This window comes from Blastococcus sp. TML/M2B (genome assembly GCF_016612865.1).
GTDB lineage: Bacteria > Actinomycetota > Actinomycetes > Mycobacteriales > Geodermatophilaceae > Blastococcus.
In genome coordinates this window covers 1936065-1949823 of sequence record NZ_JAENZZ010000002.1, presented here as the reverse complement: position 1 = coordinate 1949823, position 13759 = coordinate 1936065, and the positions used below count along the sequence as shown (strand labels likewise).

Here is a 13759-nt window from a genome sequence, read left to right as displayed (position 1 = left end):
GTGGAGAACTTCATCGGCGCCCTGGACTTCGGCTCGCCCGCCATCGACGACGAGGCGTTCGTCGCCCCGACGGCGGTGGTGGTGGGCGCGGTGACGATGGGCCCGCGGTCGAGCATCTGGTACGGCGCGGTCGCCCGGGCCGACGCCGAGGTCATCGAGATCGGCGCCGACTCGAACATCCAGGACGGCTGCACCCTGCACTCCGACCCCGGGTTCCCCCTCGTCGTGGGCGACCGGGTGTCGGTGGGCCACCGGGTGGTGCTGCACGGCGCCCGCATCGACGACGACGTCCTCGTGGGCATGGGCAGCGTGATCATGAACGGCGCGCACATCGGTTCGGGCTCGATCGTCGCCGCCGGCGCCGTCGTCACCCAGGGCAAGGTCTTCCCGCCGCGCTCGCTCATCGCCGGCGTCCCCGCGAAGGTCATGCGCGAGGCGACCGACGACGACCAGCTGCACATCGCCTACAACGCGAAGGCCTACAGCGAGCGGCTCGACGGCGCCCGCCGGGTGCGGCGCCTCGAGCGCTGACCCGACGCCGAGACCTGCGAACTCGTGGTCATCGGCCGCCGATCGCCACGAGTTCGCATGACTCGGCGCAGCTGCCGGCGTCGGCCGCTGGGCTGATCAGCCGGCCAGCAGCTCGCCCAGGAGGGCGCCGACGGCCTCGACCTCCACGAGGAAGCCGTCGTGCCCGTAGGGGGACGGGATCAGCCGCAGCGGGACGCCGAGGGCATCGGCCACCCGCTGCTGCAGGGCCGGCGGGTACAGCCGGTCGGTGTCGATCCCGGCGACGACGGTGCGCGCGGTGACCCGGGACAGCGCCGCCTCGACGCCGCCGCGGCCGCGGCCGACGTCCCAGGAGTTCATCGCCTCGGTGAGCACCACGTAGCTGCCGGCGTCGAACCGGCCGACCAGCTTGTCGGCGTGGTGGTCGAGGTAGGAGCCGACGGCGTAGCGGCCGTCCTCCTGCACCCGCGTGCCGAAGCGGGCGTCCAGCTCGAGCGCGCTGCGGTAGGTGAGGTGCGCGATCCGCCGGGCGATGCCCAGCCCGTCGACCGGCGGCTCGGCGGCGTCGTAGTCCCCGCCGCGCCACCGCGGATCGGTGCGCACCGCCGCCTGCTGCGTGGTCTGCGTGCCGATCTGGTCGCCGGTGGCCGCCGCCCCCGAGGCGAGGAAGAACAACCCGCCCACGCGCTCGGGCAGGGCGACGGCCCACTCCAGGGCGCGCATGCCGCCCATCGAGCCGCCGACGACGCACGTCCAGCGGCCCACGCCGAGCGCGTCGGCCAGCGCCACCTCGACCTGCACCTGGTCGGCGACGGTCACCTCGGGGAAGCGCGAGCCCCAGCGGGCGCCGTCCGGTGCGAGCGAGCCCGGTCCCGTCGTCCCCTGGCAGCCGCCGAGGACGTTGGCGCAGACGACGAACCACCGGTCGGTGTCCAGCGGGCGGCCGGGGCCGACCAGCCCCTCCCACCAGCCCCCGGTCGGGTGCCCCGGCCCGGCGGGGCCGACGACGTGGCTGTCGCCGGTGAGCGCGTGCTCGATCAGGACCGCGTTGCCGCCGTCGGGCGCGAGGGTCCCCCACGTCTCGTAGGCGACCCGCACGGCCGAGAGCTCACCGCCGCGCTCCAAGACGACGGCGGGCAGGTCGAGGAAGAGCCGGTTCCCGACCGGATCCCCCTCGACCCACCCGCCCATGCTACGTCCGGACCCGTCAGGCCGACTTCGCGGCCCGGAACCCGGCCTCGAGGTCGGCGAGGATGTCCTCGATGCCCTCCAGGCCCACGGCCAGGCGCACCAGGCCGGGGGTGACGCCCGTGGTCAGCTGCTCCTCCGGGGTCAGCTGCGAGTGGGTGGTCGACGCCGGGTGGATGACCAGCGAGCGCACGTCACCGATGTTCGCGACGTGGCTGTGCAGCTCGAGGGCCTCGACGAACTTCTGGCCCGCCTCCTTGCCGCCGTGCAGCTCGAAGGTGAGGACGGCGCCCGCGCCCTTGGGCGCGTACTTCTGCTGCGCGGCGTGCCACTGGTTGGTGGGCAGGCCCGCGTAGTTGACCCGGTCGACGGCGTCGTGCGCCTCGAGGAACTCGGCCACCTTCTGCCCGTTCGACACGTGCCGCTCCATGCGCAGCGACAGCGTCTCGATGCCCTGCACCACCAGGAAGGCGTTGAACGGGGAGATGGCCGGGCCCAGGTCGCGCAGCAGCTGCACGCGCGCCTTGAGGGCGTAGGCCGGCGCACCCAGGTCGGCGTAGACGACGCCGTGGTAAGTCGGGTCGGCCGTGGTGAACATGGGGTGCTTGCCGCCGCGCCAGTCGAAGGTGCCGCCGTCGACGATGAGGCCGGCGATCGCGGTGCCGTGGCCGCCGAGGTACTTCGTGGCCGAGTGGACGACGATGTCGGCGCCGAACTCGAACGGGCGGATCAGGTACGGGGTGGCGATCGTGTTGTCGACGATCAGCGGCACGCCGTTGCGGTGCGCGACGCCGGCCACGGCCTCGATGTCGAGGATGTCGCCCTTCGGGTTGCCGATCGTCTCGGCGTAGAAGGCGCGGGTGTTCTCCCGGACCAGGGCCTGCCAGGCCTCCGGGTCGTCGGGGTCCTCGACGAAGGAGACCGTGATGCCGAGCTTGGGCAGCGAGTGGTGCAGCAGGTTGTACGTGCCGCCGTACAGCGAGGCGGAGGCGACGACGTGGTCGCCGGCCTCGGCCAGGTTGAGGATGGCGAGGGTCTCCGCGGCCTGGCCGGAGGAGACCGCGAGCGCGGCGACGCCGCCCTCGAGCGAGGCGACGCGCTGCTCCAGCGCGTCCTGCGTCGGGTTCATGATCCGCGTGTAGATGTTGCCCATCTCGGCCAGCGCGAACAGGTCCGCGGCGTGCTGGCTGTCGCGGAACTGGTAGCTCGTGGTCGCGTAGATCGGCAGCGCGCGGGCGCCGGTCGTCGGGTCGGGGCTGGCTCCGGCGTGGATCTGCCGGGTCTCGAAGCTCCAGTTCTGCGGGTCGCTCATGTGCGCCGTCTCCTCTCGCTCAGGAGATCCCGCGGCGCACGGGAGCTCCGTCCTTGCCCCCGCGGCGGGCGCCGCGCGAGCCGGCTCTTCCCCTGGAGCACCTCAGACGGAGTAGGAGGTTGCCGGGCAGTCAGCCAGGTGCTTCGCACTGCCTCTCGTGAGCCGACGTGATCTTAGGCATCCCGTTGTCCCACGTGAAACACCGGCCCCACGCCCGCCCCGCGCCGGTGACGCCAGGATCAGGTGACCTGATCGTGCTGCGTCCTCCCTCAGCGCAGACCGTGAGGGAGGACGCCCGATGATCAGGTCACCTGATCGTCGACGGGTGGCTGCAGGGGCTCAGAGCACCTTGGAGAGGAACGAGCGGGTGCGCTCGTGCTGCGGGTCGGTGAGCACCTGCCGCGGGTCGCCGGCCTCGACGACGACGCCGTCGTCCATGAAGACCAGGCTGTCGCCGACCTCGCGGGCGAAGCCCATCTCGTGCGTGACCACGACCATCGTCATGCCGTCCTCGGCCAGGCCGCGCATGACGTCGAGGACCTCGCCGACCAGCTCGGGGTCCAGCGCCGACGTGGGCTCGTCGAACAGCATCAGCTTGGGCTGCATCGCCAGCGCGCGGGCGATCGCGACCCGCTGCTGCTGGCCGCCGGAGAGCTGGTTCGGGTAGTTGTGCACCCGGTCGCCGAGCCCGACGCGCTCCAGCAGGGCGGCGCCGCGCTCGCGGGCCTCGGCCCGGCCCACGCCCTTCACCTGCACCGGCGCCTCGGTCACGTTCTCCAGCGCGGTCTTGTGCGGGAACAGGTTGAAGCGCTGGAAGACCATGCCGATGTCGCGGCGCTGGGCGGCCACCTCGGAGTCGCGCAGCTCGTGCAGCCGGCCGCCCTTCTCGCGGTAGCCGACCAGGTGGCCGTCCACCCACAGCCGGCCGGCGTCGATCCGCTCCAGGTGGTTGATGCAGCGCAGGAACGTCGACTTGCCCGACCCGGACGGGCCGACGACGCACATGACCTCGCGCGGGGCGACCTCGAGGTCGATGCCCTTGAGCACCTCGACGTGCCCGAAGCGCTTGTGCACCTGTTCTGCGCGCACCATCGGTGGAGCTGCGGGCGACGGGCTGCTCACGGCGCTGCTCAATGCGTGCTCCCGATCTCGGTGGCCCGGCGGGCGGCCCGCTGCTGCCGCGTCTCGCGCACCCCGAAGCCGCGGCTGAACCGCTTCTCGAGGAAGTACTGGCCGATCATCAGCAGGCTGGCCAGCGCCAGGTACCAGAGGATCGAGGCCACGGCCATCGGGATGACCTGGAAGGTCCGGCTGCCGATGGCGCGCAGCTGGAAGTTGAGCTCGTTGGTCACCGGCACCGCGATGAGCAGCGAGGTGTCCTTGAGCATCGCGATCGTCTCGTTGCCCATCGGCGGGATGATCACCCGCATCGCCTGGGGGAGCACGATCCGACGCATCGTCTGGGCGCGGCTCATGCCCAGGGCGGCGGCGGCCTCGGTCTGCCCGGGGTCGACCGACTGGATGCCGGCGCGGACGATCTCGGCCGCGTAGGCGCCCTCGGAGAGCGCCAGGCCCAGCAGCCCGGCGATGAAACCCCGGAAGATGTCGTTGCCGTCCAGGCTCAGGAAGCGCCAGTCCCCCTCGAAGCCGAACAGGTCCATGATCTGCTGGTCGAAGGGGATGCCGATGTCGTACGTCGAGTACAGCGCCCCGAGGCTGGCCGAGAAGAACAGCAGGACGATGCGCGGGATGGCGCGGAAGAACCAGATGTAGACCCAGGCCGCCCCCGACACGACCGGGTTGGCCGACAGCCGCATGACCGCCAGCACGATGCCCAGCGCGATGCCGATGACCATGGCCAGCACGGTCATGATCAGCGTCGTCCGCGCGCCCCGGAGGACGGCGTCGCTGAACATGTTCTCGACCATGAAGTCCCACTGGAACACCTCGTTGGTGACCAGCATGTTGACGAACATGGCGGCGAGCACCGCGATGACGGCGGTGGCGATCCAGCGGCCGGGGTGCCGCACCGGCACCGCCCGGATGGCCTCGGGCGGTGCCGGTGTCGTGCTCGTGTCGGGCATCGGTCGGGGGAGGGGGATCAGCCGGCCGGGTTGACGGCCGGGGTGTCGATGGCGCCGGCCTCGACGCCCCACTTCTCCAGGATCTCGGCGTAGGTGCCGTCCTCGATCAGCGCGGCGAGCGCGTCGGCCAGGACCTGGGCGAACTCGGTCTGGGCCTTCGGCACGACGTAGCCGTAGGGGGCGGAGTCGTAGATGTCGCCGAGCAGCTCGAGCTTGCCGTTGGTCTGCTGGACGGCGTAGGCCATGACGGGGGAGTCGGCCAGGCTGGCGTCGACGCGACCGGAGACGAGCGCCGCGGTGGCCTCGTCCTGGCCCTCGAACTGCTGGATGTCGATCGCGTCCTTGCCGGCGGCCTCGCAGTCGGCGGAGCGGGCGGTGATGTCGTCGACCTGGACGGTGCCGCGCTGCACGGCGACGGACGCCCCGCAGGCGTCGTCGGCGTCGACGCCCTCCGGGTTGCCCTCCTGCACGGCCCACTGGGTGCCGGCGGAGAAGTAGCTGACCATCGTGGCCTCGGCCAGGCGGTCGGGGTTGATCGTGAACGAGGAGACGCCCGTCTCGTACCGGCCCGAGCCGACGCCGGCGATGATCGAGTCGAACGAGGCCGACTCGAACTCCGCCTCCAGGCCGAGCTTCTGGGCGACGGCGGAGAACAGGTCGACGTCGAAGCCGACGATCGTCTCGCCGTCCTCGTCGATGAACTCGCTCGGCGCGTAGCTGGTGTCGCTGCCGACGGTGATCGTCCCGTCCTCGCTGATCTCGGCCGGGACGCGCGAAGCCAGGTCGTCGTCGACCTCGACGGCGGGGGTGCTCTCGTCGGCCGGCGAGCCGGACGACGACGAGTCGTCGGAGTCGTCACCGCAGCCGCTGAGGATCAGCGCGGCGGTGGTGGCGGCGGCGACGGCGGTCGCGGCGCGGCGGGTCAGGGAACGAGCGGACACGGGCAGGGTCTCCTTCGGGCGGGGCAGGGGCTAGATCTTGCCCTGCGCTGCGCCTCCCCGTCGCGCGAGGTCCGTACCGCTTCGGTCACGGTCCTGGCGGGGACGTCGTCGTCGGGGTGGCCGGCTCGGTCGTCCCGCCGGTGGTCCCCGTCGGCTGCGGGGTCCCCGGAGCGGTGCTCGAGTCGCTGCCCGGCGTCGTCGTGCCGGGGCTCGAGGACGTCGGTGCGCTGCTCGTCGTCGGCGTGCCGGTGCCCTCCCCGGGCTCGTCGGTCTCCCCCGGACCGGTCGTCGGGGCCGGCTCCTCGGTGGGCTCGGGCGAGGTCGGCTCCTGCGGCACGACCGGGACCACCGGGGCCTCGACGTCGCTGCTGCCGCCGGCCGGCGCGGTGCCGGTCGTCGTCTCGTCCGGCCGCACGGTGAGGTAGAGGGCGAAGACCAGGACGAACAGCACCGACAGGACCACCGTGGAGGTCCGGGCGCGGCCGAGGTGGTCGGGGAGCGCGCCGCCGGGCTGCCACCAGCGGGCGGCCGCGGGCGGGGTCTCCCCGCCGGTGGGGGCGGTGCTGACCGTCGGCGTCGGGACCTGGTCCGGCGTGGTCTGGTCCTGCCCGCTCACGCGTCCTCCCCCTCGCGCACGAGCTGCGCGGTCGGTGCGTCCCCGGCGGCAGGCGGCGGTACCACCTGCATGCCCTGGTCGCGGAAGGCCAGCACGATCCGCACCCGCAGGTCGCGGCCGACCTCGAACTGCTTGCCCGGCAGGGTGCGCGCCACGACGCGGACGTTGACCTCGTCCAGGCCGAGGCTCTCCACGCCCATGACGGTCGGCGGGTCCAGCAGCAGCGGGCGCATCGCCGGGTCGCGGAAGGCGTCCCTGCCGACCTCGCGGAGGATCTCGTTGACCCGGTTGACGTCGGCGTCCGACGGCACGGGCACGTCGATGACCGCTCGGGCCCAGTCGCGGGACAGGTTGACGACCTTGACGATCTGGCCGTTGGGCACGGTCACGACCTCGCCGTTGGCCGAGCGCACCCGGGTCACGCGCAGGGTGACGTCCTCGACGGTGCCGGTGGCCGGGTCGCCGCCGCCGACCACCTGGATGGAGACGACGTCACCGAAGCCGTACTGGCGCTCGGTGATGATGAAGAAGCCGGCCAGGACGTCGCCGACGACGCGCTGCGCGCCGAAGCCGAGCCCCACGCCCAGCACGGTCGCGGGGGCCACGAGGCCGGTGACCGGCACGCCGAGCCGGTCGAGCACGAAGAAGACGGCGACGGCGTAGATGAGCACGACGGCGGTCCAGGTGACGACCTGGGTGAGCGAGTGCCGGTGCTTGGCCGCCTCGGAGCGGACGAGCGCGTCACCGCCGGTGGAGCGCTCGTCGATCCCCTGGGTGACCCGGCTGCCGACCCAGCCCACGAACCGGGCCAGCAGCACCGACCCGAGGACGATCAGCACCACCTCGAGCCCTCGCCCGGACAGCCAGTCCAGGACGTCCCTCAGCGCGTCGCCCACCTACAGGTCCTCCTCGTCGATCTCGTCGTCGTCCACCCTGGTGCGCCCGGGGGACGGTGGCCAGCGGTCGTGCCCGACCGGGAGCCGTCAGCGCGGCTCCACGAACAGCGACTGGGTGGAGCGGCCGACCGCCCCCTCGGCGTCGAAGAGGACCGCCGAGCACTGCGCGGCGCCGGAGTCGCCCAGCACCGTGGTCGCCGCCATGCCCAGCCACTCCCCGCGCGGCGGCCGGTGCAGGGCCACGCCCAGGTCCACGTTGGCGAAGGTGGCGCTGCTCCAGTCGAGCACCGCGGAGATGCCGCTGGCCGCGTCGGTCATGACCAGCAGGTGCTGCAGCGGGGTGATCGGTTCGCCCTCCACCAGGGTGCACTGCGGCCGCGTCCACGCGGTGGCCGGCCCCGGGGAGTTGAAGCTGCCGCGGGCGAACCGCCAGCTCAGCGCCTTGTGGTAGGCGACGTCGCTGCGGAAGAACGCGGCCTCCTCGCCGGCGGCGGCGTCCGGGCCGGCGGGTGCGGGATGCGGCACCTCCGGCGCCGAGCCCGGGACGGCGGCCGGCAGGTCGTCGCTGCGGGTGCGCATCCGCCAGGCCGACAGCCGCATGAGAGGGCGGCCGTCACCGGCGTCGAGCACCGCCTCGACGAGCTCCACCCGGCGGCCCGGCCGCACGACCGAGGTGCTGATCCGCACCGGGCCGACCGGCACCGGGCCGAAGATGTCGTAGGTCAGCCGCACCGTCTGGCCCTCGGCGATCCCGCTCGCCCGCTCCGCGGCCCGCGCGAGCAGCGCGGCCGGCGGGCCCGCGTGCTGCAGGCCGGGGTCCCACGGCCCGATGGTGAGGGCGGTGGCCTCGAACCCGTCGGCGGTGGGCTCGTACAGGGCGCCGGGCAGCTCCATGCCACCAGTCTCCCGTGCCGGTCCGGCACCGCCGGGGACCACCCGGTCGGGGGAGCCCGGGCCCCCCGCGCGACCAGTCGGTTTGCGAGCGCCGCCGCGTGCGCGAACCGTAGGGGGAAAGGTGCCCCGGCTCCCGCCGGGCAGCGCCCACGAACCGAGGAACGGAGGGGCGCCGACCGGCGCCGAACACCACAGTGACCCAGAACCCGACCACGTCCCCACCCGCTCAGGGGGCGGACGACCTGCCGGATGCCCCGAGCGGGGCCTCCGCCGTGCACCCCGCCCTGGCCCAGCCACCCGCGGTCGCCGCCGACCGCGGCGGCCGGCTGGACACCGTCGTCTTCGGGATCTCCGCCGCCCTCGCCCTGGCCTTCGTGGCCTGGGGGTTCCTGACGCCCTCGGGGCTGGGGTCGGCCAGCGGCTCCGCGCTGACCTGGGTCGAGGAGAACCTCGGCTGGCTCTTCGTCGTCCTGGCCTCGGGTTTCGTCGTCTTCGTGCTGTGGCTGGCCGCGAGCCGGTACGGCCGGATCCCGCTGGGCCGGGACGACGAGCAGCCCGAGTTCCGCACCACCTCGTGGATCGCGATGATGTTCAGCGCCGGGATGGGCATCGGGCTGATGTTCTTCGGCGTCAGCGAGCCGCTGACGCACTACGTCTCGCCCCCGCCGCGCACGGTCGACGCCGAGACGCCCGAGGCGATCTCGACCGCGATGGCCACGACGCTGTTCCACTGGACGCTGCACCCGTGGGCGATCTACGCCGTCGTGGGCCTGGCCATCGCCTACGGCACCTTCCGCCGCGGCCGCCCGCAGCTGATCAGCTCGGCGTTCGCCCCGCTGTTCGGCCGGCGCAGGACCGAGGGCCCGGCGGGCAAGCTCATCGACGTCCTGGCGATCTTCGCGACGCTGTTCGGCTCGGCGGCCTCGCTCGGCCTGGGCGCCCTGCAGATCGGCAGCGGCGCGGAGATCATCGGCTGGTTCGGGGACGTCGGCAACGGCGCGCTGGTCGCCATCATCGCCATCCTGACCTGCGCGTTCGTCGCCTCGGCGGTCTCCGGGGTGGCCAAGGGCATCCAGTGGCTGTCCAACATCAACATGGTGCTGGCCGGGGTGCTCGCGCTGTTCGTGTTCGTCGTCGGCCCGACGGTGCTGATCCTCAACCTCGTGCCCGGCGCGATCGGCGCCTACTTCTCCGACCTGGCCCAGATGGCCGGCCGCACCGAGGCCAGCGGCGGCGACCCGATGGCCGAGTGGCTGCGCGGCTGGACGGTCTTCTACTGGGCCTGGTGGATCAGCTGGACGCCGTTCGTCGGGCTGTTCATCGCGCGGATCAGCCGCGGTCGCACCATCCGCCAGTTCGTCACCGGCGTGCTGCTCGTGCCCAGCACGGTCAGCCTGGTCTGGTTCGCGATCTTCGGCGGCGCCGGCATCGCGGCCCAGCGGGACGGCGCGGACGTCGCCGGCCAGTCGACGTCCGAGGGGCAGCTGTTCGGCGTCCTCGACACCTATCCGCTGGCGACCGCCATGACGATCCTGGTCATGGTGCTGGTGGCGATCTTCTTCGTCTCCGGGGCCGACGCCGCCTCGATCGTCATGGGCTCGCTGTCGGAGCGCGGAACGCTGGAGCCCTCGCGGAAGACGGTCGTCTTCTGGGGCGTCGTCATGGGCGCCGTGGCCGCGATCATGCTGCTGGTCGGGGGGGACGAGGCCCTGACCGGGCTGCAGAACCTCACGATCATCGCGGCGCTGCCGTTCGCGCTGGTGATGGTGGGGCTGGCCGTCTCGCTGGCCAAGGACCTGCGCAGCGACCCGATGGTGCTGCGCCGGACGGCGGCGGTCGAGGCCGTCGAGCAGGCCGTCGTGCACGGCATCCGGCACCACGGCGACGACTTCGTGCTCTCCGTGAAGCCGGCCCCGGACGGCGCGGAGCGACCCTCCTGACCGCACGACCCTCCTGACCGCACGGGGCCGCCGGGATCGCACGATCCCGGCGGCCCCGTCGGTGGGTCAGGGCGTGACGTCCTGCGCGCCGGCCAGCCAGCCGGCGAGCTCGTCCATGTAGGCGGCCTGGGCGGCGTAGTCCATCCCGATGTACTTCCACGGGTGGACCTGGCCGGCCTGGGCCGCGGGCAGCAGGTTGTAGGTGGGCTGCTCGGCCATCTGCTCCGGCGGGAGCGCCCCGCGCAGCGAGTACAGGATCAGGTCGCTCGGGTACTGGGTCACGGTCTCCCAGCCGGCGGTCTGCCAGTAGTAGTCCTCGCCGCCCGGGTCGACGAACTGGACGCCGAGCTCGCCGTACATGCGCAGCGACGGCTCGTCGGGCGCCTTGGCCATGTAGAAGCCCTCGTCGGCGTAGGCGGCGACGGGCAGCACGGTGAGCCCGCCCGCGGCGGCCTCGGTCAGCGCCGCGCTCGCGGCCTCGAAGTCCGCGCGCGCCGCGGTGACCTCGTCGCTGCCCATGTCCGCGCCGAGGGCCTCGGCCAGCTCGGCGGTGCGCTCGATGACGTCCGCGGCCGAGCCGCGCCAGGCGATGGCGATGATCGGCGCGATCTCCGCGACCTGCTCCTGCTGCTCCACCGACTCGAAGCCGTACAGCGGCTGGCTCTCGTCGAGCGTGCCCTCGGAGTCGGTCGGGTAGACGGTGGTGACGATGACGTCCGGCGCCGCCGCGGCGAGCTGTTCGAGGTCGATGTCGCCGTAGCTCTCGCCGAGGATCTCGACGTCGGAGAGGTCGCGGCCCTCGAAGGCGACGTCGTCGGCCGTGGAGGTCTGGCCGAAGGTGGCGACCGGCGCGATGCCGTAGTTCCACAGCGAGGACACGACGTCGTTGAGGCCGGCGACGCGCTCGGGGGCCTCGTCGAGCTCGACGGTGTTCCCCAGGTCGTCGGTGAACGACCATCCCGCGCCGGAGGACGCGCCGTCCGCGCCCTCGTCGTCGGAGGAACAGGCGCTCAGGCCGACGACGGCGAGCGCGAGCAGGCCACCGAGCAGGCGGCGGGATGTGCGGGCCAACGGGTTCTCCTCGGGTTCGGGGATGCGTGATCATCCCTCTGCGCCGCGAAGGTTAGCCTGGCCTAAGTCGCCCGTGGGAGGGGGTCCGGTGCGGGGCGGGCCCGGGCGCCGCCCCGCACCGGCGTCTCAGGCGCGGACGGGGACGGCCCGCTGCTCCTGCCCGGCCTCCGCCGTCGCGGCCGGGATGACCAGCGCGACCAGCGCCCCGAGCAGCGCGGCGCCGGCGCAGATGCCGAACAGCGTGCGGTAGGCGCTCAGCGAGGGCAGGTCGAACCCGCCGAGCGAGATGGTCTGCGCGGCCAGCAGGGTGCCGCCGATGGCGCTGGCCAGCGAGCTGCCGACGCTGCGGGCCAGCGTGTTGAGCCCGTTGGCCGCGGCGAGCTCGTGCGACGGTGCGGCCCGCAGGATCAGGCTCGGCATGGCGGCGTAGGCGATGCCGGTTCCGGCGCCGGCGACCGTCGTCCAGATGACGATCTCGGTGAACGAGCCGGTGAACACGATCCGGCCGAGGAAGCCCAGCGCCACGACGGCGCCGCCGATCGCCAGCGTGATCTTCGGGCCGAAGCGGGCCGAGAGCATCGCCGAGACCGGGGACAGCGCCAGCATGGCCAGACCGCTGGGCAGCATGGCCAGCCCGCTGGCGAGCACCGAGGAGCCGAAGCCGTACCCGGTCGAGGGCGGCGCCTGCACGTAGGTCGCCGTCCCGATGAAGGAGGCGAACAGGGCGAAGCCGATGCACAGCGAGGCGATGTTGGTCAGCAGCAGCGAGGGCCGGGCGTTGACCACGAGGTCCACCAGCGGCGAGGCGACCCGCCGCTCGACGACGACGAAGACGGCGAGCAGGACGGCGGCGAGGACCAGCAGGCCGATCGTCCGGCCGTCGGCCCAGCCCCAGGTGGTCGCCTCGGCCAGCGGGAGCAGCAGGCTGACCAGCGCGGCGGCGAGCAGCAGGGCGCCCGGGAAATCCATCCGGCCGCGTCCGTTGCGGGCCACCTCGGTGAGCGCGAACCAGATGCCGGTGAAGCCGGCGGCGCCGCCGACGGCGCAGATCCAGAACAGCACGTGGTAGTCGGAGTGCTCGGCGACGAGCGCGGCGAGCGGCAGACCCAGGGCGCCGCCGATGCCCAGCGTGGCGCTGACCAGCGCGATGCCCGAACCGGCGCGCGCGGCCGGGAGCACCTGCCCGATCAGGCTGATGCCCAGCGGGATGGCGGCCGAGGAGAGGCCGGTGACGAGGCGGCCCACGATCATGACCTCGATCGAGTCGGCCAGCGCGCAGATCACCGAGCCGACGACGAGGGCCAGGGTGGCGACGAGCAGCATGCGGCGCTTGCCGTAGAGGTCACCGAGCCGGCCGAACACGGGCACCGCCACCGCGGCGACCAGCAGCGTCGAGGTGAGCAGCCACTCGGTGCCGGTGGTGCTGCTCTGCAGGTCGCGCTGGATGGCACCCAGCACCGGGATGAGGATCGACTGGGTCAGCGAGACCAGCACGCCGCACACGGCGACGACCGCGAGCGCGGCCACCTGCTGGGGGTGCCAGGCGTCGTCGGCCCCGGGTTCGGCGGCGGCCGCCGGGGAGGTCGTGGGGGCGTGGGACATGCAGGCTCCAAGCAGGACGGGTTTCGTGGCACAAACTGCCACGCGGCATGCTATGCCGCGAGGGCCCCGTCGTCCTGGCGGAACCTGTGGAGCTCGTCACGCGTCCAACCGGGGACGGGGAGGAGGTGGTCCGTGGACGGGCTGCGCGAGCGCAAGCGGGCGGCCAGCCGCGCCCAGACCGTCGACGCCGCGATGCGGCTGTTCGCCGAGCACGGCTTCGACAAGGTCACCGTGGCCGACATCTGCGCGGCGGCCGACATCGCGCCGCGGACCTTCTTCCGCTACTTCCCGACCAAGGACGACGTCCTGGCCGAACCCAGCCGCGTCATGGCCGACCGGGTGGCCGACGACATCGCCACCGCCCCCGACGACCTGGACCAGGCGGGGGTGCTGCACTGGGCGCTGCGGCGGCTCGGCGAGTCCGTGACCGCCGACGACGGCCGGCTGGACGCGCACCTGCGCACGCTGGCGCAGGTCGCCCGCGAGCGCGGCGCCTCACCGGTCTCCCGCCTCTCGGACCAGGAGCGGCGGCTCACCGAGCGGCTCGTGGCCCGCAGCGGCGGGGTGGCGGACTGGCGCACCCGCCTCCTGGTGGGGCGCGCCGTCACCGCGTTCCGGGTGTGGCTGGACGACGTCCGCAGCGGCGAGGGCGGCGATCCGCTGCAGCACCTCGACGAGGTGCTCGCCGCGGCGTGAGCGGCCGGC

At 73.2% G+C, this 13759-nt stretch carries 13 protein-coding genes and 1 riboswitch; of the genes, 3 read left to right on the top strand and 10 right to left on the bottom strand.

The features are described from left to right. Positions 1-531 carry a gamma carbonic anhydrase family protein gene (locus JKP75_RS18025; protein ID WP_200489941.1) on the top strand — a complete coding sequence of 177 codons (531 nt, stop codon included), beginning with the start codon at positions 1-3 and terminating at the stop codon, positions 529-531. A gap of 96 nt (positions 532-627) precedes the next feature. Here the strand turns inward: JKP75_RS18025 and JKP75_RS18020 are convergent, their stop codons facing one another. The 8 genes from JKP75_RS18020 to JKP75_RS17985 all read right to left on the bottom strand — a co-directional run bounded on the left by JKP75_RS18020 (position 628) and on the right by JKP75_RS17985 (position 8441). Further along, positions 628-1701, bottom strand: coding sequence for a homoserine O-acetyltransferase (locus JKP75_RS18020; protein WP_200493339.1), 1074 nt, complete (start codon positions 1699-1701; stop codon positions 628-630). Between the two features lie 16 nt (positions 1702-1717). After that, positions 1718-3010, bottom strand: a complete 1293-nt coding sequence (locus JKP75_RS18015; protein WP_200489942.1) for a bifunctional o-acetylhomoserine/o-acetylserine sulfhydrylase — start codon at positions 3008-3010, stop codon at positions 1718-1720. Positions 3011-3054: 44 nt separating this feature from the next. Next, a riboswitch (SAM riboswitch) is annotated at positions 3055-3173 on the bottom strand. A 176-nt stretch (positions 3174-3349) separates the two neighbouring features. Continuing rightward, positions 3350-4102, bottom strand: a complete 753-nt coding sequence (locus JKP75_RS18010; RefSeq protein ID WP_200491289.1) for an amino acid ABC transporter ATP-binding protein — start codon at positions 4100-4102, stop codon at positions 3350-3352. 38 nt (positions 4103-4140) lie between these two features. Then, positions 4141-5094 carry an amino acid ABC transporter permease gene (locus JKP75_RS18005; RefSeq protein WP_200489943.1) on the bottom strand — a complete coding sequence of 318 codons (954 nt, stop codon included), beginning with the start codon at positions 5092-5094 and terminating at the stop codon, positions 4141-4143. Positions 5095-5111: 17 nt separating this feature from the next. After that, on the bottom strand, positions 5112-6035 hold the full coding sequence (locus JKP75_RS18000; protein ID WP_200489944.1) for an ABC transporter substrate-binding protein: 924 nt from the start codon (positions 6033-6035) through the stop codon (positions 5112-5114). Between the two features lie 85 nt (positions 6036-6120). Further along, positions 6121-6651 (bottom strand): hypothetical protein, encoded by a 531-nt coding sequence (locus tag JKP75_RS17995; RefSeq protein ID WP_200489945.1) that lies wholly within the window; start codon positions 6649-6651, stop codon positions 6121-6123. After that, on the bottom strand, positions 6648-7547 hold the full coding sequence (locus tag JKP75_RS17990) for a mechanosensitive ion channel family protein (RefSeq protein WP_309229967.1): 900 nt from the start codon (positions 7545-7547) through the stop codon (positions 6648-6650). The genes JKP75_RS17995 and JKP75_RS17990 overlap by 4 nt, the downstream gene beginning before the upstream one ends. An 87-nt stretch (positions 7548-7634) precedes the next feature. Continuing rightward, positions 7635-8441, bottom strand: a complete 807-nt coding sequence (locus JKP75_RS17985; protein WP_200489946.1) for a thioesterase family protein — start codon at positions 8439-8441, stop codon at positions 7635-7637. Positions 8442-8713: 272 nt separating this feature from the next. Between JKP75_RS17985 and JKP75_RS17980 the strand changes: the two genes are divergently transcribed. Continuing rightward, entirely contained in the window at positions 8714-10381 is a 1668-nt protein-coding gene (locus JKP75_RS17980) for a BCCT family transporter (RefSeq protein WP_309229966.1), read from the top strand. A 66-nt stretch (positions 10382-10447) separates the two neighbouring features. Here the strand turns inward: JKP75_RS17980 and JKP75_RS17975 are convergent, their stop codons facing one another. Continuing rightward, positions 10448-11452, bottom strand: a complete 1005-nt coding sequence (locus tag JKP75_RS17975; RefSeq protein ID WP_200489947.1) for an ABC transporter substrate-binding protein — start codon at positions 11450-11452, stop codon at positions 10448-10450. Between the two features lie 126 nt (positions 11453-11578). Continuing rightward, positions 11579-13054, bottom strand: coding sequence for an MFS transporter (locus tag JKP75_RS17970; protein WP_200489948.1), 1476 nt, complete (start codon positions 13052-13054; stop codon positions 11579-11581). Between the two features lie 132 nt (positions 13055-13186). Between JKP75_RS17970 and JKP75_RS17965 the strand changes: the two genes are divergently transcribed. Further along, a complete protein-coding gene (locus JKP75_RS17965; protein ID WP_309229965.1) occupies positions 13187-13750 on the top strand; it encodes a TetR family transcriptional regulator in 564 nt (187 codons plus the stop codon). Positions 13751-13759: the final 9 nt, after the last annotated feature.